Origin of the sequence: Streptomyces sulphureus DSM 40104, from assembly GCF_000381025.1 — a bacterium.
Taxonomy (GTDB): Bacteria; Actinomycetota; Actinomycetes; order Streptomycetales; family Streptomycetaceae; genus Streptomyces; species Streptomyces sulphureus.
The window spans coordinates 463694-481518 of record NZ_KB905816.1; the positions used below are offsets into that span (position 1 = coordinate 463694).

Here is a 17825-nt window from a genome sequence, read left to right on the forward strand (position 1 = left end):
GCATGTACCAGCCCCACTACCCGCCCCAGGAGGGCACGTGACCATGCCATCGACCGGGCCCGCCGCGGTGGGCGACACCGGCACGGAGTACGAGGTGCTCGTGGAGCGCGGCAAGATACGGGAGTTCGCCGAGGCGATGCAGTCCGAGCTTCCGGCCTACGAGGGCCCGCAGGCTCTCACTCCCCCCACGTTCCTGACCACGTCCCAACGGTGGGCACCGCCCTCGGGACGGATTCAGACCGGCTTCGAGCGCGCCCGACTCCTCCACGGCGAGCAGGAGTTCGTCTTCCACGGGTCACCGCCACGCGCCGGGGACCGGCTGTTGGCCAGGGAACGGCTCGTCGACCGCTACGCGAAGGCGGGCAAGCGCGGCGGCGAGATGCGCTTCGCCGTCGTGGTCACCGAATACCGCTCTCCGGAAGGGGAATTGGTGGCTGAGGCCCGCGCAACGTACATCGAGACCGCGGCGAAGGAGGGACGCAAGTGACGGACACGGCGCTCGCGCACACCGTCGGAACGGCCGCCAAGCCCAGGGAGTTCGGGCCGATGACCACACGGATGTTCGCCCGCTACTCCGGGGCTTCGGGCGACCTCAACCCGATGCACTACGACGACGTCCAGGCCCGTGCGGCGGGTAACCCCTCGGTCTTCTCGCAGGGGATGCACCAGGCCGCCCTGCTCTCCACGTTCGCCACCGACTGGCTGGGCGCCGAGACCGTGCGGCGCTTCCAGGTCAGGTTCCGTGAGCAGGTCTGGCCGGGGGACGTGCTGACCTGCTCAGGTGAGATCACAGCCGTCGAACCGGCCGAGGACGGCGCCGAGTTCGTCACGGTGGCGCTCACCTGCACCCGACAGACAGGGGGTGTAGCCGTCTCAGGCTCCGCCGACTTCCTGCTACCGACCGAGCCGACCCGCTGACGCCGATGCCGACTCCCCCACCGTCTTCCGAGCCGCTCACCACGAGCGGCCGAACCGACCCCCCCGAAACCGGCGAGCCGGGCATCACCCGGCGCAGCAGCTACGGCCCGACCAGCCCCGAGGTGGGCGTGCGCGGCGCCACCACGCGTCGCAGGGTCACCGAAGCGGCTCTGGAACTCTTCGGCACCGACGGCTTCTTCCCCACCTCGGTGGAGGCCATCGCGAAACAGGCCGACGTCTCCCGGGCCACGCTGTACCAGTACTTCTCGGGGAAGAAGGAGATCTTCCTCGAGCTCATGGACGAGTGCGCGGCAGCGCTGGTGCGCGTCTCCCGCCGGATCGGAGAGCTGGGGCCGACCGAACTCGGCTTCGACAACCTCAACTGGTGGCTGGGGGAATGGAGCTGGGTCTTCGAGAAGTACCGAACAATGTTCGTGCAGTGGTCGGTGGTCGCCTCCGTCGACTCCAAGGTGCGCCCCGAGGTCCTGCACTTCATCGGCGGGTACAACCAGCGCTTCGCCACCCGCCTGTCCGCCGCCCGGCTCTCCGGTATCGATCCGGTGGTCGCGGCCACCGCGATGACCGCCGTGGTCGACCGGCTCAACCTCTTCCTGCACACCGGCCGCGCCCACGACGCCGACGGCACCGACCTGACCTCGGCCCTGTCGACGTTCCTACAGTTGACGCTCTTCCCCGAGACCCGGGCGACAGTACTCAACTCCCTCTCCCTGGAGCCCTCCAGGTGGGCCACGATCGAGCGACCGCAGCCGCCGGAAGCCGAGGAACTGGCCCTCTCCTCCCGGGTCGAGGGTCTGAGCAGGCGGGCCGTGACGACCGTCCGCAGCCTCGTCGAAGCGGGCACGGTCCAGTTCGGCCGGAAGGGCTACCACCGCACCAGCGTGGACGACATCGTGGGCGAGGCGGGGTTCGCTCGGGGCACCTTCTACAAGTACTTCAGTGAGAAGCAGGATCTGCTGCGGACGGTCTGCGTGGAGACGACGGCGCGCACCGTCGAACTCGCCGACCGGCTCCGCTCCGTCGACGTCTTCGACGACGAGGCGATGCGGTCGTGGCTGACGGAGTTTCTCGGCTTCCTGGACAGGTACCGAGGAACCAGGGACCTGTGGACCGAGCAGCGCGCCGAGGACGAGCTCGTCGTCGCCCTCGGCGCCCATGCTCAGGCCGTGATCGACTCTGCGTTCGCCTCGCTGCTCGCGTCTGTCGAACGCGATTATCCGTTCGACCCGGTCGCTGGTGCGCTGATCTTCCGCGCCCTGCTCACCCGGGTCCCGGAGGCGATGCGAGAGGAGAGCTCACCGCCCCTGAGCGAGGAGCAGACCGTCGACCTGCTGCTCCAGTGCATCCGTCGGGGCTTCTTCACTCAGCGGTACCTCCGGTCCTTCTGACCGTCAGAGACAGGGAATCTGACACCCCATACCTCACTTAGGCCGGCGCTCCCCCTTCAACACGGCCTGCCAATAGCGTAGAACGGGAAGATTTCGGGTGTTCGGAAAACCCGTCGGCTTCCCAGTTGAATTCATCTAACGCATATGTCACTTTAGATCCACGTTCCGGCCGCTGCTGAGGCGGCCGTGTCCCCCAGAGAGGACGTTCCGGCATGGACATCAGTCGGGTATCGGCGCTCGTCACCGGCGGCGCAGGCGGTCTGGGCGAGGCCACCGTGCGCAGGCTCGCCGCGGCAGGCGCGGCAGTGACCATCGCGGACCTCAACGACGAGCACGGCAAGGCCCTCGCCGCCGAACTCGGTGACCGGGTCGACTACGTACCCACGGACGTGCTGGACGAGGCGAGCGTCGAGGCCGCGATAGCCGCGGCGACGGCGCAGGCCCCGCTCGGCATCGCGGTCAGCGCGCACGGCGGCGGCGCGGGCGCCTCCCGCGTCGTGGGCCGCGACGGCTCCCCCGCCCCCTTCGAGCAGTTCCAGTGGTACGTCAACCTCTTCCTCAACGGCACCTTCAACGTGCTACGCCTCTCCGCCGCCGCCATGGCGAAGAACGAGCCCGGCACGGACGGCGGTCGCGGCGTGATCGTCAACACGGCGAGCATCGCGGCCTTCGAGGGCCAGATCGGGCAGACCGCGTACTCCGCCGCCAAGGGCGGCGTCGTCGGCCTCACCCTGCCGGCCGCCCGCGACCTGACCAAGGTCGGCGTCCGCGTGATGGCCATCGCTCCCGGCACCTTCTTCACCCCGGCGTTCAAGATGGATCGGGCCGACGCCGAGGAGCGGTGGGGCTCAGGGGTGCCCTTCCCCAACCGCATGGGCAGCCCTGCGGAGTACGCGGCGCTGGTGCAGCACATCGCCGAGAACGACTACCTCAACGGCGAGGTCATCCGGCTCGACGGTGCGCTGCGCTTCCAGCCCAAGTGAGCCACGGCGCAGCCGTGTTCGCCAGGCGCCGGCCGCACCGCACTCACCTCCCCAACTGCCGTACCCGTACAGCCCCACCGGTCGTGTCCGGGAGCGAGCAGTCCCCCGTCGAGCCTCCTCGATCGGAATTCGCATGAGCATTTCGCTGATCCTCGAGATGTCCACCTCCGGCCACCCGGACCGAGCCGCAGTCACCTCGGACGGTGCGACGCTCACCTACCGGGAGTTCGCGGACTCGGTGGCCCGTGCGGGTAGCGCGCTACAGGAGTCCGGCGCCCGGCACGTCGTCTTCCTCGGCGGCTCCGGCACCGACCAAGCCGCCCTGCTCTTCGCCTCCGCCTATGCGGGCATCCCGTTCTCCCCGGTCAACTACCGGCTCGGCAAGGCCCAACTCACCGAGCTCGTGGACCGGATCGACGGCGCCCTCGTCCTCGTGGACCCGCGCTACCGTGAGGCGGTCTCCGCTGTGCGCGCGGTCGTCACCGGCACCGACGAGTTCATGGCCGCTGTGTGCGCCCGCACGGCCGAGCCGCTGCCGCCCGCGGACGTCGACCCGGACGCACCCGCCATCTTCCTCTTCACCAGCGGTACCACCTCGGCCCCCAAGGGCGTGGTGCTCCGCCACAGCCACCTGCTCAGCTACGTGACCGGCACCGTGGAGTTCGGCTCCGCGACCGAGTCCGACGCGGCCCTGATCAGCGTGCCTCCGTACCACGTGGCCGGTACCGGCACCGTGCTCACCAACTTCTACGCGGGGCGCCGGATGATCTACCTGCCGGACTTCGAGCCCCGACGGTGGCTCGACCTCGCGCGCGCGGAGGGCGCCACGTCGGCGATGGTGGTGCCGACGATGCTCGAACGCATCGTGCGCGCCCTCCCACCGGGTGCGGACGCCGAGGTCCCCACGCTCAAGACCCTCTCCTACGGCGGCTCCCGGATGCCGCGACCGACGCTGGAGGCCGCACTCGCCGCGTTCCCCAAGGTCGGCTTCGTCAACGCCTACGGGCTCACCGAGACCAGCTCGACGATCGCCCTGCTCGGCCCCGAGGACCACCGCGCGGCGATGGAGAGCGCCGACCCCGGGGTCCGGGCCCGGCTGGCTTCGATCGGTCGGCCTGTGCCCGGTATCGAGGCGGAGATCCGCGATCCCGCCGGGGAACCGGTGCCCGCGGGCGAGCAGGGGGAACTCTGGGTCCGCGGCGACCAGGTGTCCGGCGAGTACATGGGGGCGGCCTCCGTCCTCGACGACGCGGGCTGGTTTCCCACCAGGGATCTCGCCTACCAGGACGCGGACGGCTACCTCTTCGTCGTCGGCCGCAACGACGACACGATCATCCGCGGCGGCGAGAACATCGCCCCCGCCGAGATCGAGGACGTTCTCGTCGCCCATCCGCAGGTGGATTCAGTGGCCGTCGTCGGCGTACCCGACGATCACTGGGGCCAGGCGATCGTGGCCGTCGTCGTCGCGGAGGGCGGCGCCGACCTCGACCAGGATGAGCTGCGCGGATACGTACGCACCAAACTCCGCGGCTCCCGCACCCCCGACCGCATCGTCTTCCGACCCGAACTACCCACCACGGCGACCGGCAAGATCCTGCGCAAGGACATCGTCGCCGGGATCGCCGCCACCGCCGGCAACGGAGGAGAACCATGCTGAAGACCGGAGCCCGTCTGCGCAGCCAGGTCTGCGAGACCGAGGTCGTCGTCGTACGGGCCGGAGACGCCGAGACCGCACTGCACTGCGGGGGCCACCCGATGGTCGATCTCACCGCGTCCCCGTCCGAACAGCGGGCGCTCGACCCTCGGTTCGCATCCGGCAGTGCCCTGGGCAAGCGGTACACCGACGAGGCACACACCGTCGAGGTCCTGGTCACCCACGCCGGGGAGGGTTCGCTGGCGCTCGGCGACGTGGCGCTGGAGCGCAAGGGTGCCAACCCGCTGCCCTCCAGTGACTGAGTCGACGGCCCCGGGGGCACCCGAGCCGCAGTGCGCGGAGGAAGGCTCCGGCGGGCCCCTGGCCGGACTACGCGTCGTCGAGCTCGCCAACATCGGCCCGAGCGCCCATGCGGCGCTGCTCCTCGCCGACCTCGGTGCGGATGTCGTACGCGTGCGCCGCCCGGGCGACCTCGCCGCCGAGGAACCTCCTCGCGACCAGCTCTATCGAGGGCGCCGGGTGGTCGAGGCCGACCTGAAGCAGCCCTCCGGAGTCGCCGTCGTCCGGGACCTGTTGGTGCGTGCGGACGTCCTGGTAGAGGGGTACAGGCCGGGCGTGGCCGAGCGGATGGGGCTCGGCCCCGGGCCCGCGCTGGAGGCCAACCCCCGCCTCGTCTACGCCAGGGTCACCGGCTGGGGCCAGGACGGGCCACGTGCCGGACAGGCCGGCCACGACATCAACTTCATCGCCCCGACCGGCATCCTGCACGCTGTCGGACGCCCCGATGACCGGCCGGTGCCGCCGCTGAACCTCATCGGCGGTTTCGGCGGCGGTTCGATGTTCCTCGTGGCCGGAGTGCTGGCAGCGCTCTGGGAGCGCCAGAGCTCCGGGCACGGGCAGGTCGTCGACGCGTCGATGGCCGAGGGCGCGAGCGTGCTGGCACAGCACAGTTGGTCGCTGCGAGCCAGCGGCGGCTGGTCGGACGAGCGGGGCAGCAACCTCGTCGACGGCAGTTGTCCGTTCATGGACACCTATCTCTGCGCCGACGGGCGGTACATGGCCGTCGGCGCCTTCGAACCGCAGTTCTTCGCCAGGCTGCTGGACACCCTGCAACTCGACGCCGCCTCCGTCCCCGGACAACAGGACCGGGCGCGCTGGCCGGAGTTGCGCGAGGCGCTCGCCGAGCGGTTCGCCACGCAGACGCGCGACACCTGGGCGAAGGTCTTCTCCGAGGTCGACGCCTGTGTCACGCCGGTGCTGTCGTTCTCGGAGGCTCCCGAGGACCCGCAGCTGCGCAGCAGAGGCGCGTTCGCCGAGATCGACGGCGTGGTGCAGCCGCTGCCCGCTCCGCGGTTCTCCCGCACACCGGCCCCCCGACCCAAGCCTCCCGCACGCCGTCCAACGCCGGCGGAGGAACTGTGGCGCACCGAACAGGCATCGGACGCGGGGCCACGGCACTTGTGACCCCCGTACCGAACGAGACCGGCGGCGCGCAGCAAGCGCCCGCGCAAGGAGAGTCGGCATGACGACAGAAGAGTCCGCAGCGGCACCGGCGCTCGTGGAGCGCCGCGGCAGCATCATGCTCATCACGCTCAACCGCCCGGACGCACGCAACGCGGTTGACGCCGAAATGTGCACGCTCGTCGGCGACGCGCTGGAGGAGGCCGACCACGATCCTGACGTACGCGTCGTGGTCCTCACAGGCGCGGGCGAGAAGTCGTTCTGTGCCGGTGCCGACCTCAAGGCGATCAGCCGGGGCGAGCAGGTGATCCCGGCCGGCAGGGAGCACTGGGGACTCGCAGGCTACGTCTCGCACGCCATCAGCAAGCCCACGATCGCGGCCGTCAACGGCCCGGCGCTGGGGGGAGGCACGGAACTGGTGCTCGCCAGCGACCTCGCCGTGGCTGCCGAGCACGCGCAGTTCGGCCTGCCCGAGGTCAAGCGCGGCCTGGTGGCCGGCGCGGGCGGGGCCTTCCGGATGATCGACAGGGTACCCAGGACCGTCGCGCTCGAACTGCTCTTCACCGGCGAACCGATCACGGCCGAACGCGCCGCCGAGCTGCACCTCGTCAACCGCGTGGTGCCGGCAGACCAGGTGCTCGCCACCGCACTGGCGCTCGCCGAGACGATCGCCGCGAACGCGCCGCTGGCCGTACAGGCCCATAAGCGGATCGCGCTCGGCCAGGGGGCCGAGGGCGAGAGGCCGGGCGAGGAGACGGGTTGGCGGGCGACGAGTGAGGCACTGCCACTGATCGCAGAGTCCGAGGACGCCAAGGAGGGCGCGCTGGCGTTCGTCGAGAAACGCGCCCCGATATGGCAGGGGCGCTGAGCTCAGCCGTGCAGCACGGCGGCGGCAACCCTTCGCGGCAGCCGCCGCCGTCGTGCGTCCAAGGGTTCCGGGAACCTGCGGGTCCCCGTCGTACGGCCGGATCCCGGGCCGCGCTCCGTAGGTGGGCGATGCGCGGGCGGTCTCCCGCCGGCCCGCTCCGGAGGTCGAGTCAACCGGCGCCGGAGGGCGGTGAGTTCACTGTCCTCCGGCGCTTCCGTGCCCGTCGGCCGCCGCTCAGGCTTCGGCAGCCGCCGACACCGGTACGGAGCTGGCCACGGCCATGCCGGTGATCCACTCCTCCACGGGCTCGTAGCGGATCGTGTGCAGCGGCTCGGCCCCTCCCGCCGCCGCGGCGGCGAGCCAGTTCCGCACCTCGTTGGCGCCCACACCGGCGCGGGCGGTCGCCTCGTCGGTGAGCGTGGTGAGGGAGTTCTCATCCCAACTCGCCATCGCTTCAAGGAATGCCCGGTCCCAGTCCGGCCTGATCTTCTTCCTGGCGGCCTCCCTGCCCTCCTCGATCCGCTTCGCCCGCTCCTCGTCGCTCAGGGCGAAGGCATCGCTCTCCATGCTCGGCGGGGAGTGTGAGAGTCCGCCGGTTCCGATCACCAACACGCGTTCCTCGCGGCCGTCGAGGAACGCGCCGACGGCGCGGCCCACGTCCAGGACTCTGCGCGCGGTGGGCAGCGGCGGCGTGGCGCAGTTGACGGCCACCGGGATCACCGGGACCTCCCGCAGGCCGCCGAGCAGGTCGCGCAGCGGCTGCGCGAAGGCATGGTCCAGCCGGATCTCCCGACAGACTGCGATGTCGACCCCCGACCGCAGCAGGTGCTCGCTGAGCTCGTGGGCGGTGTCGTGGGGGACGTCCAACTCCCCCTCGGAATGACCCCCTTCGGCGAGGATGCCGGCCGAGAGCGCTACCCCGAAGGAGGGGACGACGTGCCGGAAGGCCCTGCGGTGGTCGCCTCCGAAGAGCACGATCCGCTCCGGCGCGAACTCCCTGACGGAACGGGCCGCCGCGGCGAGCCCGCCGCGGAAGTCGGTGCCGAAGACGCGTTCGGTGTCCCGTTCCATACCGGGGCTGTGACTGGCACAGACCACCATGCGCGTGCGCTGCCTCATCGCTTCCTCCTCAAGGTGTGGCTCCGCGGCTCACTCGGCCGCGCTCCCGCGACCGCGCACCACCGCGGCCACCTCCCGCGCGAACAGCTCGATCGTCTCGGCCCGGTCGAAGTCGTGGAACCTGACCACGAACAACTCGACGCCCCTGGCCCGCTCCGCGCGGAACTGCTCGACGAGCTCGTCAGGCGTCCCGACCAGGGGCCGCCCCCACGCCACCTCGGGCATCCGCCGCCGGGTGGCGGCTGCCACCTCCTCGCGCTCGGCGGACGTCCTGGCCAGTCCGACCGCGTACTGCGCCGAGATCCGTGCCCCACCGCGCAGCGGTGCCAGTTCCTCCAGACGGTGCCGCCCCGCGCCCAGGCAGTTCCACCAGTCCGCATACGCGGCCACCAGCGGCATCGTCAACTCCCTGCCGGCGCCGCCGAGATGGATCGGGATGCGGCCCTGCACCGGCACCGGCAGACCGTAGGCACCGCGCAGCGTGAAGTGTTTGCCGAGGTGGTCGAAGGGCGTTCCCGTCCACATCGCTTCGAGGATCCGAAGGGTCTCTCCCAGCTGTTCGGAGCGCTCACGCCGAGAGGCGCCGCCGAGCCCGAACTGCGTCAGCTCCTCCTCCACCGAGCCCCAGCCCAGGCCGAGTTCGAGCCGTCCCGCACTGATCCGATCGACGGTGGCCGCCATCTTCGCCAGCAACGCGGGTGGCCGCAGCGGGTTGCACCCGACGAGGTGCCCGAGGCGGATGCGGGAGGTGGACGCGGCGAGGGCGGTCAGCAGCGTCCAGCTCTCCAGGGTGTCGCAGGGCGGCGCGCCGGGGGTGCTGAGGTGGTCCATGAGCCAGAACGACTCGTAGCCGGACTCCTCGGCGGCCTGCGCCAGTGTGCGCACCCTGTCGACGTCGGTCTTGAACTGCGGTACGTAGACACCGAATCGGGCGGTGTTCACCGGCTCCTCGACGGTGCGGGCGTATGTGCCCATCCGCTCTCCCTTCCGCTCGGGTGCCGCCGCGCCGTGGGTACGAGCCGTCGTGCACAGCGGGTGCGGGACCTCACGGCTGGCCGGGGCGCAGTTGCACGAAGAGCGCCTCGGCGTCGGCGAGGAGCGCGTCCCCGTCGAGCAACCGACCGGTCACCGAGGTCTTCCGGCCCTCTACGGCGTCGATCGTCGCCTCCAGTCGCAGCAGCCGTCCGACCGGAGTGATACGACGGTAGTTCACTGTCAGAAAAGCGGTACGGGACAGCGGGAGCCCCCGCATGCTGACGAACGTGCCGAGCAGGTCGTCGAAGAGCAGCGGGAGCATCCCGCCGTGCACCGCGCCGTTCCCGCCCAAGTGCACGCGAGAGAACCGCACGGTGCCGCGCAGCTCCCGCTCCGTCAGCTCGTCCAGCTCGTATGGGACGAGAATCGGGTGTCCCGGCCCGGAGAGCGCCGCGCCTCCCACGAGCCGCTCCCGCTCGGTCACTTCGTGCTCCTCGAGCAGCTCGGCCGCATCGCGCAGCCGCCCCGAGAGCGCCTGCGCGACCCGAAGCGGCGGGGCGGAGGCCGACACCGCCGCCTGCACCCGCCGCACGGAGTCGACTAGTTCGCCGAACGCCTCCCCCTCGGGGGTCGGCAGGGCAGTTCGCACGGTCCAGACGGGAGGGTTGCCCGGGGGCTCCTGCTCCGCAGCATTCTGTGACATGTCTGTCAGATATACCAGGTTCACCGCTTCCCGGCAACGCCGTCACCCAGCCGGACCCGCGGGAGTACGGTGCTTGAGGTAGTCCGCGCTCAGCTCCGGGACCGGCAGCCCGAGCCGTCTTGCCAGCCCCTGGGTCATGGTGTTGTCGTGCCCCATCCGCGTCCCCCGCACGAGCCGCCCGGCCGCCACCGCCAGGTCGGCCTGACGGATCAGCGTCGTCGCGACGAACAGCCCCTGGAGCACCTCGAAATACTCCAGGGCGTGCAGCGTGCGCCCGGTCCGCTGCGCGTAGTACGCGAGCGTGTCCGCACGGTCGGGCACCCCGGGGAGGCGGGCGACACCCGGCGGGGTGGCCAGTTCGTCAAAGACCAACCAGTGCGCGACATCGACCTCGGGCGGCCCCACTCCGGCCACCTCCCAGTCGATGACGGCGGCGACCGACAGCTCTGAGTCGAAGATCATGTTCCCCGGACGGGCGTCGCCCCACAGCAACACCGGTTCCGAGGACGGCACTCGGTGGCGGTTGTCCACCAGGTACCGCCACGCGGCATCCGTGACGGGGAAGCTGCGCCCGGCTCTCGCCCACCGGTACCACCTGCCGAACCGCTCCAGGTGCCGCTCCAGGCCCCCCGCACCAGCCTGCTCACCGGCGAGGAACGCGTGCGAGCGCCGCCAGTCGGTGCGGTGCACGGCGACCAGCGCGTCCAGGGCCGAACGCCAGAGCCTCTCCCGCTGTCGGGGAGCGAGCGTGGGCAGCCAGCCGGCTGTGTGGATGGAGGGCTTGCCCGCGGGTATGGTGCCCGGCACCCTGGCCATGACGAAGAAGCCGGTACCGAGCACCTCCGGCCCGTCGTACGCCCCGATCAGCGGCGGCACCGGCACGCCCGGGGTCTCCTGCAACGCCGCCAGGACGCGGTGCTCGTCGAGCACGTCGGCGTCGAGGAAGATCCGGTCCCCGTCCGGACGGCGTTTCATCACGAACTGGCCCGACTCCCGCCGCCCCTCCTCGCGCCACTCGGCCGAGAAGAAGACGGTGTCGCTGGACTGCCCGACCGCGGGTACCGCGAACTCGCCGAGCGCCACCTCCGTCACGCGGGTCCCGTGCAGGGCCCCCAGGCGCTCGCCGAGCCACTGCGCCAGCCGGGGTCGCGCGGCCTCCGGTGGATGCGGGTCACCGGGCATCGGCGGCCTCCCGCCCGTCCGCGGTGAAGTGCCCTGCCAGCGCGGCGATCTGGTCGCCCACCATGCCGTGCAGAATGATCTCGTCGGCCCCCGCAGCGCGGTACGAGTGGAGCCTGGCGGCGCAGGAGCGGGCATCGCCGGTCACGGCTGCGGTGGGGATCCAGTGCGCGGGCATCCCCTCGCACAGGTCGCTCAGTTGCTGCCGGCTGAGGTTCTTGTCGGCGGGCAGGCCGTCCAGCTCCACCAGCGGGCGCTGGCTGCGGTAGCGGGCGAGGTCCTGCTCGTCCCAACCGTTCGCGCGCACCAGTGCGTCACCGAGACCGCTGACCGAGAAGTACCCGGCACCGCGCGCCCGAACCGCCAGCGCCTCCTCCTGCTCAGAGGCGTCGGGCGCCACCACGACGGTGGCGACGCACCGCACCGCCGCCGGATCGCGGCTGGCCCGCTCGGCCGCCCGTCGCACCCTGGCAACCGACTCGCGCACCCCGTCGACGGTGAGGAAGGGGTGCAGGATCACCCCGTCGAAGGAACTTCCCGCCACATCCAGCGTCTTGGGACCCACCGCCGCGAGGAGCAGCGGCGGCGGCGCGACGTCGGGACGCTGCGGAAGGCGCAGCTGCGGGTAACTCCCGGCCGGGCCTTCGTAGGTGACGGTCTCGCCGGCCCACAGGCGACGCAGGATGTCCGCCGTGTCGGCGAGCGAGCGGAGGGTGGGAGAGGGGACCCCGTACGCCTTCCACCGCCACTCGGCTGAGCGGCCGAGCCCGAGGACGAACCGGCCGCCGGTGAGCGATTGCAGGGTCTGCCCCATGGAGGCGAGGACCATGGGGTGGCGCAGCCCGGGGTGGGTGACGGCGGCCCCGATCCGCACTCTGGATGTCACCTGGCCGAGAGCGCCGGCGAGCGACGGCAGGTCCTTGGTGTCGTAGCGCTCTCCGATCCAGAGGGCGTCGAGGCCGAGCCGCTCGGCTGCCCGCCCCTGCTCCAGGCCCTCCCTCGGGTCGGGGACGCCTCCGGGCAGTACGTAGCAACCGAGCCCTGCGGCGGCCTGTTGAGGACGCGTGGACCGGGGCTTTCGAGGTTCGGTGACGATGGCCGCCTCCCTGGGCAGAGCAGCTGCGCCACGCGCCGAGGGCCGGCGTCGGACGCTGAGACTTCCGCTGCAAAGCTACACATCTGACACTCATGTCGCAATGCGTCGACATCCGGAACCGCGGTTTCCGCACCTCTCCACCGCTGCAGGGAACTCTGGCCTGCCTTTGCTTTTCGCTCCTCGATTCCCTACTGCGCACAGCATTTGCGCACCCCCATCGCCGCGGGACATGTTGCGGGAAGGGTCGCGGCGAGGCCGCCCACACACCGCGCTCTACCGTGATCCGTCACCAGCCGTTGACTGTCATCTAACATCAGGGCTACCTTTTCGGCAGCCTCAACGGGTAGCCGCTGCACCTTCGGCTCCCCCATCGAGCCCAACAGCGTGCCGCCGCACGCCACTTCGGTCCCGACCGCTGCGACGGTCCCCACCGGCAGCAGACCTCGGTACGCACGGTGTGCCTTCGCCACCGGAAGGGAAGCGCACGCCGACGAAAGTGAGGACAGCCCCCGTGCAGCATCAGCAGCATGTATTCGTAGGCGGCGAATGGGCACAGCCGCACGGCACCGAGCGGCTCGATGTCCACTCCCCCGCAACCGAAGCGGTGATCGGCAGCGTGCCGTTGGCCGCACGGCCGGACGTGGACCGCGCAGTGGCCGCCGCACGGCAGGCGTTCGACGGCGGCGGCTGGGCCGACCTCGACCCCGGGCAACGGCTCGCGTACGTGAACAGGTTCGCGGCGGCCGTCACCGCGCGCTCCGCCGGATTCGTCGACGTACTCAGCGCCGAGGTCGGTCTGCCGCGTGCCTCGCTGCCCGCCGGCCAGATCGCCAAGGCGGAGGGCGTCTTCACCGCCTACGCGCAACTCGCCGCGGAGTACCCGTGGAGCGAGACGAGGACCGGATCCCGCGGTCGGACGCTCCGCGTCCACCGCAGACCGGTCGGCGTGGTCGCCGCGCTCGTGCCGTGGAACGCCCCGCTGTTCATCGCCGCCCTCAAACTGGCGCCGGCGCTCCTCGCCGGCGCGACCGTGGTACTCAAGCCCTCCGAGGAGGCGCCGCTGCACGCCTCCCTGTTGGCGGAGTGCGCCGTCGAGGCCGGCCTGCCCGCCGGGGTGTTCAATGTGCTGGTGGCCCTCCCCGAGGTGAGCGAGTACCTCGTGACCCACCCCGGGGTCGACAAGGTGAGCTTCACAGGATCCACCGCCGTCGGCCGCCGTATCGGCGAGCTGTGCGGGCACGACATCCGCCGATGCACCCTGGAGCTCGGTGGCAAGTCCGCCGCCCTCCTCCTGGACGACTTCGAACCCACCGAGGCCAACGCCCGCTCGCTGGCAACGGGCGCGATGGCCAACAGCGGCCAGGTGTGCGCCGCGCAGACCCGCATCCTGGCACCCCGGCAGCGGTACGGCGAGGTCGTGGAGGCGGTCGCCGCCGCGGTCGAGGGCCTGCGCGTCGGAGACCCGCAGGACGCCGGGACAAACGTGGGACCGCTCGTCTCGGCGCGGCAACGCGAGCGGGTCGAGGGGCACCTCGCCAGGGGACGCAGCGAGGGCGCTCGCGTCGTTGTCGGCGGGGGGCGACCGGCGGCCGAGCGGGGCTGGTACGTCCAACCGACCCTCTTCGACCGGGTGGAGCCGCAGATGGCCCTCGCCCGCGAGGAGATCTTCGGCCCGGTGGCCGCGGTCCTCCCGTACGACGACGAGGAGCACGCCATCGCGCTCGCCAACGATTCTTCCTACGGCCTCGCCGGCGCCGTGTGGACCTCCGACGCCGAGCGAGGCGAGGCCGTCGCAGGCCGCTTCCGGTCCGGCTCGGTAGCGGTCAACTCGCCCGCGCCGCTCGACCCCCACGGCCCGTTCGGCGGCTTCAAGCAGTCCGGTATCGGCCGGGAGGGCGGCCCCGAGGGGCTCACCGCCTACACCGAGTACCAGACGATCGTCCTGCCCGGCTGAGTCCCGTAGAGCCCGGGCACCCGACGCCGGGGCAGACCCCACCCGCGCATCGAATTCAGGAGACGACGATGTCCACTCTCGTACTCGGCAGTTCCGGCCTCGTCGGCCGTGAGCTCATCACCAAGCTCGCCGGTGCCGGACACCAGGTGGTGGCCTGCGACGTGGCCAAGCCCGTCGGATCACCCTCGCCCGAGGGCATCACCTACGTGAGCGCCGACATGAGCAGGCTCGACCAGATGGTCGCGCTCCTGCATGAGCACGAGGTCAGCCGCATCGCCTGCTTCTCGTACGTGATGGGCCCGCTGATGTCGCCCGGCTTCGCCGACTTCCTCGGCGCCCAGCAGGTCAACATCATGGGCGTCACCAACGTCCTGGAGGCGGCCCGCCTCACCGGCGTGCGCCGGGTTCTACTCGCCAGCACGGTCGGTACCTACGGCGACCAGAGCCTCTACGGCGACCGCGAGGTGAACGAGGACGACGTGCTGGCACCGCGCAGCATGTACGGGCGGATGAAGGCGCTCAACGAGGCGGTGGCCGACCGCTATCGGCAGGTGCACGGGCTGGACGTGGTGAAGGTGCGCCCCTCCTCCATCCTCGGCTCGGGCAGCACCATCTGGCCCTCGCGGCTCATCGAACGGCTCGCGGTCGGCGAGACCGGATACGCGCCCTACGGCCCCCAGGCCAGGGACAACATCGTCGCCGTCGACGACCTGACGACGCTCCTGAGCGGGCTGCTCAACAAGACCGACCTCGGCCACGACACCTATCTCGCCTGCGGACACAACGTATCGATGGCCGAACTCGTCACGCTCCTGGGCGAGTTGCTTCCCGAGAGCACCATCGAGTATCCGGCGGACCGCAACCGCGCCCCGACCTATGCCCAGGTCTTCGACAACAGCCGAGCCGTCAAGGAGATCGGCTGGGAGCTGAAGTCGGTACGCGAATCGGTGTGCCTGCACATCAACGGGGTGCGTCGAGACGCCGGCCTCGCTCCGCTCACCTGGTGACGGCAGGCGCCAGGACCACTCGACACCGCAGCAGGAGGAAGCATGCCGCAAGCCGCGATCCCGGGGCTTGGCCCGGACCTGACCGACCCGATGTTCTTCGCCGAGGACCCCCATCCCACCTACGCGCGGCTGCGCGCCGAGGACCCCGTCCACTGGTCCGAGCAGGGGCGGTTCTGGGCGCTCTCCAAGTACGACGACGTCCGAGCGGCCGGGAAGAACACCAAGCTGTTCTCCTCGACCCGCGGCACTCTCATCTCCGACGCGCACTCCAGGGACACCAACGGGCCGCACATGGCCGGTGCCACACACCTCATCCGCAGCGACGCACCGACCCACACCGAGCTGCGCAAGCTGATCGCCGGCGCATTCACCCCCAAGGCCGTCGCGAGGATGCGGGAGAAGGCCCGGCAGATCGTGCGCGACCTCATCGCCGAGATCGACGGCGCGGGGGTCCACAACGCGGTCGAGGCCATCTCCGCGCCCGCGACCACCTACGTCATCGCAGAGCTCCTCGGCGTCCCCAGGGACAGATGGTCCGACTTCTGGCGGTGGACCAACAGCGCGCTGCTCCAGACGGACGCTCGAAACGAACCCGAGCACGCCGCCAACATCGCGGAGCTGCTGGACTTCTTCCGCGAACTGTGCGCCCAGCGCCGGAAGGACCCGCAGGACGACGTCGTCTCCTCGCTGGTGCACGCCGAATTCCGCGGCGAGCCGCTCTCCGAGGTGAACCTGCTGACCTTCTGCAAGCTGCTGCTCGGCGCGGGCACCGAGACGACCCGCGGACTGATCACCGGCGGGATCCAGCTCCTCTCCGACCATCCGGAACAGCGCGAGCGCCTGGCGTCGGAACCGGAGTTGATGGAGTCGGCAGTGGAGGAGATGCTGCGATTGGTCAGCCCCGTCGTCGCCTTCGCCCGTACCGCCACCGCCGAGACCGAGGTCCGCGGACGGCGGATCGCGCGGGGCGACTACGTCGTCCTGCTGTACCAGAGCGCCAACCGCGACGAGGAGGTCTGGGCCGACCCGGATGCCTTCGACATCACCCGCCCGATCAAGCGCAACCTCGCCTTCGGTTTCGGCCCGCACATCTGCATCGGTGCGCCACTGGCCCGGATGGAGGCCGCGGTGATCTTCGGTGAACTCCTCGCGGCCTACCCGCACTTCGACGTCGCGGGCCCGCCGGTCAAGCGCGGCTCCACGCTCGTGTCGATGGTTCTGGACCTGCCGGTGGCCTTCGGGGGACGCTGAGCCCGCCGTTGCCGGGCGGGAGTCGTCGGGCGCAGGGAGCCCGCCCGGGAACCCCGTACTCGGGCCTCCGCTCGCGCCCGTGCGGCGCGGTAACCGCCGGCCATGGTGCGGGGGTTGCTGTGGCTGCTCCGGTTGCAGCCCGGCCCGCACCCGGTCATCGCCATGGAGCTGCCGAGCCCAAGTCCGGCTGGTCGCGGTGGTTGAGCTCCCGGTGGTGGGTGTCCGCCCAGCCGACAAGACCGTTCCCGGTGCAGCTCCGCATTCCTGGTCGTCCGTCCGGTGGCACGACGGTGAACCGTGCCGGGCCCCGCCGTGCTGATCCACGCACACCCGGCCGGCCCGGCCGCGGGCTCCCACCGTCCTCGCCCTTCGGTGAACGCCATTCACCGAACCGACAAACACTGTAGAACCAACTGGCCGCGGAAGAACGCGGTACGGAACGAAGTGTGCCTGACCGCCCGGCAGTTCGCAGCCGGTCACCCCGGCACGGCGTCACCGCAGGGCAAGTCCCGCGGTGGTGAAGGCGGTCGAGCCGCAGGACCCCGCTAGGGGGTGTCGTCACGCCGTTCCGCGGCCTCATCGACGGTGGCCAACGACCGCACCAGCTCGTCCACGAACTGGTGGACGTCGCCGAGCTGCTGCCACACACGGCCACCCCCGCGCTCCAGCAGCAGCCGCCCGTGCACCGAGGACCACACCGACATCGCGGCACCCTCCGGCGACTGCGTCACTCGCAGCCCCGACTCGGCCAGCCGCGCGACGGCGGTTCGCCAGCGCACGGCGAGCGCCTCGGTCTCCTCTCCGTGGTACTCGGCGCCGGTGAACATCACGCGGAAGCTGGACGGATTGCTCTCGGCGAAGTTGCAGTACGCGTGCGCGAGTGCCGCCAACCGGACGTCGGGCGACTCTGAGACCGATCCTTTCTCCGCACGGTCCATCTCCTCAAGGAGCTGCTCGAAGAGGGACCGAAAGGCGGCGCGGGAGAGTTCCTCCTTGTCCGCGAAGTGACGGTAGATGGCCGGGGCGGTGATACCGGCCTCGCGGGCCACCTCACGCAACGAGAGCGGCATCGGCCGCATCCGCTCCTCGTCGGCTATCAGCCGGAGCATCGCCTCCAGGATCTCGACGCGCAGCTTCTCGCCCTCGCCCCGTGCGTTGCGGGGTCTGCGCCTGGCGTGCGGCGACTCGGAACTTTCAGCCATGGCACAAAGACTTCCACAACTCGACGCGGTCACGACGCGGCCGTCCATC

Annotated in this window: 17 protein-coding genes; 11 read left to right on the top strand and 6 right to left on the bottom strand. The window is 71.0% G+C overall.

Annotated features, from left to right (window positions below; translation table 11 throughout):
* Positions 1–43: 43 nt before the first annotated feature.
* The 8 genes from F603_RS0113935 (at position 44) to F603_RS0113970 (ending at position 7290) form a co-directional block, all read left to right on the top strand.
* Positions 44–487, top strand: coding sequence for an FAS1-like dehydratase domain-containing protein (locus tag F603_RS0113935; protein ID WP_211231090.1), 444 nt, complete (start codon positions 44–46; stop codon positions 485–487).
* Complete coding sequence (locus F603_RS0113940; RefSeq protein ID WP_019546622.1) at positions 484–918, top strand: MaoC/PaaZ C-terminal domain-containing protein; 435 nt, start codon at positions 484–486, stop codon at positions 916–918. Before F603_RS0113935 ends, F603_RS0113940 begins: the two co-directional genes overlap by 4 nt.
* 5 nt (positions 919–923) lie before the next feature.
* The gene (locus F603_RS0113945; protein WP_019546623.1) at positions 924–2324 is read left to right on the top strand and encodes a TetR/AcrR family transcriptional regulator; all 1401 of its coding nucleotides are present in this window, start codon (positions 924–926) and stop codon (positions 2322–2324) included.
* A 212-nt stretch (positions 2325–2536) separates the two neighbouring features.
* Positions 2537–3307, top strand: a complete 771-nt coding sequence (locus F603_RS0113950) for an SDR family NAD(P)-dependent oxidoreductase (protein ID WP_019546624.1) — start codon at positions 2537–2539, stop codon at positions 3305–3307.
* A gap of 133 nt (positions 3308–3440) precedes the next feature.
* Positions 3441–4964: a class I adenylate-forming enzyme family protein gene (locus tag F603_RS0113955; protein ID WP_019546625.1), complete on the top strand. Its 1524-nt coding sequence runs from the start codon at positions 3441–3443 to the stop codon at positions 4962–4964.
* A complete protein-coding gene (locus tag F603_RS0113960) occupies positions 4958–5263 on the top strand; it encodes a hypothetical protein (protein WP_019546626.1) in 306 nt (101 codons plus the stop codon). Before F603_RS0113955 ends, F603_RS0113960 begins: the two co-directional genes overlap by 7 nt.
* On the top strand, positions 5256–6425 hold the full coding sequence (locus tag F603_RS32125) for a CaiB/BaiF CoA transferase family protein (RefSeq protein ID WP_019546627.1): 1170 nt from the start codon (positions 5256–5258) through the stop codon (positions 6423–6425). The genes F603_RS0113960 and F603_RS32125 overlap by 8 nt, the downstream gene beginning before the upstream one ends.
* A 58-nt stretch (positions 6426–6483) precedes the next feature.
* Entirely contained in the window at positions 6484–7290 is an 807-nt protein-coding gene (locus tag F603_RS0113970) for a crotonase/enoyl-CoA hydratase family protein (protein WP_019546628.1), read from the top strand.
* Between the two features lie 234 nt (positions 7291–7524).
* Here the strand turns inward: F603_RS0113970 and F603_RS0113975 are convergent, their stop codons facing one another.
* The 5 genes from F603_RS0113975 to F603_RS32130 form a co-directional block, all read right to left on the bottom strand.
* Positions 7525–8409 carry a 3-carboxyethylcatechol 2,3-dioxygenase gene (locus tag F603_RS0113975; RefSeq protein ID WP_019546629.1) on the bottom strand — a complete coding sequence of 295 codons (885 nt, stop codon included), beginning with the start codon at positions 8407–8409 and terminating at the stop codon, positions 7525–7527.
* A 30-nt stretch (positions 8410–8439) separates the two neighbouring features.
* Complete coding sequence (locus tag F603_RS0113980; protein WP_019546630.1) at positions 8440–9384, bottom strand: LLM class flavin-dependent oxidoreductase; 945 nt, start codon at positions 9382–9384, stop codon at positions 8440–8442.
* Positions 9385–9454: 70 nt separating this feature from the next.
* On the bottom strand, positions 9455–10033 hold the full coding sequence (locus tag F603_RS0113985) for a PaaI family thioesterase (RefSeq protein ID WP_019546631.1): 579 nt from the start codon (positions 10031–10033) through the stop codon (positions 9455–9457).
* A 96-nt stretch (positions 10034–10129) separates the two neighbouring features.
* Positions 10130–11269, bottom strand: coding sequence for a phosphotransferase family protein (locus F603_RS0113990; protein ID WP_019546632.1), 1140 nt, complete (start codon positions 11267–11269; stop codon positions 10130–10132).
* Positions 11259–12380, bottom strand: a complete 1122-nt coding sequence (locus tag F603_RS32130; RefSeq protein ID WP_211231092.1) for a TIGR03857 family LLM class F420-dependent oxidoreductase — start codon at positions 12378–12380, stop codon at positions 11259–11261. The genes F603_RS0113990 and F603_RS32130 overlap by 11 nt, the downstream gene beginning before the upstream one ends.
* Positions 12381–12873: 493 nt before the next feature.
* Here F603_RS32130 and F603_RS0114000 point away from each other — a divergent pair, with 493 nt between their 5' ends.
* The 3 genes from F603_RS0114000 to F603_RS0114010 all read left to right on the top strand — a co-directional run bounded on the left by F603_RS0114000 (position 12874) and on the right by F603_RS0114010 (position 16574).
* On the top strand, positions 12874–14316 hold the full coding sequence (locus F603_RS0114000) for an aldehyde dehydrogenase (RefSeq protein ID WP_019546635.1): 1443 nt from the start codon (positions 12874–12876) through the stop codon (positions 14314–14316).
* Between the two features lie 68 nt (positions 14317–14384).
* On the top strand, positions 14385–15323 hold the full coding sequence (locus F603_RS0114005; RefSeq protein WP_019546636.1) for an NAD-dependent epimerase/dehydratase family protein: 939 nt from the start codon (positions 14385–14387) through the stop codon (positions 15321–15323).
* A 42-nt stretch (positions 15324–15365) separates the two neighbouring features.
* Positions 15366–16574: a cytochrome P450 gene (locus tag F603_RS0114010; protein ID WP_019546637.1), complete on the top strand. Its 1209-nt coding sequence runs from the start codon at positions 15366–15368 to the stop codon at positions 16572–16574.
* Between the two features lie 545 nt (positions 16575–17119).
* Here the strand turns inward: F603_RS0114010 and F603_RS0114015 are convergent.
* The gene (locus tag F603_RS0114015) at positions 17120–17776 is read right to left on the bottom strand and encodes a TetR/AcrR family transcriptional regulator (RefSeq protein WP_019546638.1); all 657 of its coding nucleotides are present in this window, start codon (positions 17774–17776) and stop codon (positions 17120–17122) included.
* Positions 17777–17825 lie beyond the last annotated feature (49 nt).

What these genes read in the sequence shown, in the direction of transcription:
- F603_RS0113945 (WP_019546623.1), top strand. Translation starts at nt 924, where the DNA reads ATGCCGACTCCCCCACCGTCTTCCGAGCCGCTCACCACGAGCGGCCGA.
- F603_RS0113935 (WP_211231090.1), top strand. Translation starts at nt 44, where the DNA reads ATGCCATCGACCGGGCCCGCCGCGGTGGGCGACACCGGCACGGAGTAC.
- F603_RS0113950 (WP_019546624.1), top strand. Translation starts at nt 2,537, where the DNA reads ATGGACATCAGTCGGGTATCGGCGCTCGTCACCGGCGGCGCAGGCGGT.
- F603_RS0113960 (WP_019546626.1), top strand. Translation starts at nt 4,958, where the DNA reads ATGCTGAAGACCGGAGCCCGTCTGCGCAGCCAGGTCTGCGAGACCGAG.
- F603_RS0114010 (WP_019546637.1), top strand. Translation starts at nt 15,366, where the DNA reads ATGCCGCAAGCCGCGATCCCGGGGCTTGGCCCGGACCTGACCGACCCG.
- F603_RS0114015 (WP_019546638.1), bottom strand. Translation starts at nt 17,776, where the DNA reads ATGGCTGAAAGTTCCGAGTCGCCGCACGCCAGGCGCAGACCCCGCAAC.
- F603_RS0113990 (WP_019546632.1), bottom strand. Translation starts at nt 11,269, where the DNA reads ATGCCCGGTGACCCGCATCCACCGGAGGCCGCGCGACCCCGGCTGGCG.
- F603_RS0114005 (WP_019546636.1), top strand. Translation starts at nt 14,385, where the DNA reads ATGTCCACTCTCGTACTCGGCAGTTCCGGCCTCGTCGGCCGTGAGCTC.
- F603_RS0113955 (WP_019546625.1), top strand. Translation starts at nt 3,441, where the DNA reads ATGAGCATTTCGCTGATCCTCGAGATGTCCACCTCCGGCCACCCGGAC.
- F603_RS0113970 (WP_019546628.1), top strand. Translation starts at nt 6,484, where the DNA reads ATGACGACAGAAGAGTCCGCAGCGGCACCGGCGCTCGTGGAGCGCCGC.
- F603_RS0113980 (WP_019546630.1), bottom strand. Translation starts at nt 9,384, where the DNA reads ATGGGCACATACGCCCGCACCGTCGAGGAGCCGGTGAACACCGCCCGA.
- F603_RS0113975 (WP_019546629.1), bottom strand. Translation starts at nt 8,409, where the DNA reads ATGAGGCAGCGCACGCGCATGGTGGTCTGTGCCAGTCACAGCCCCGGT.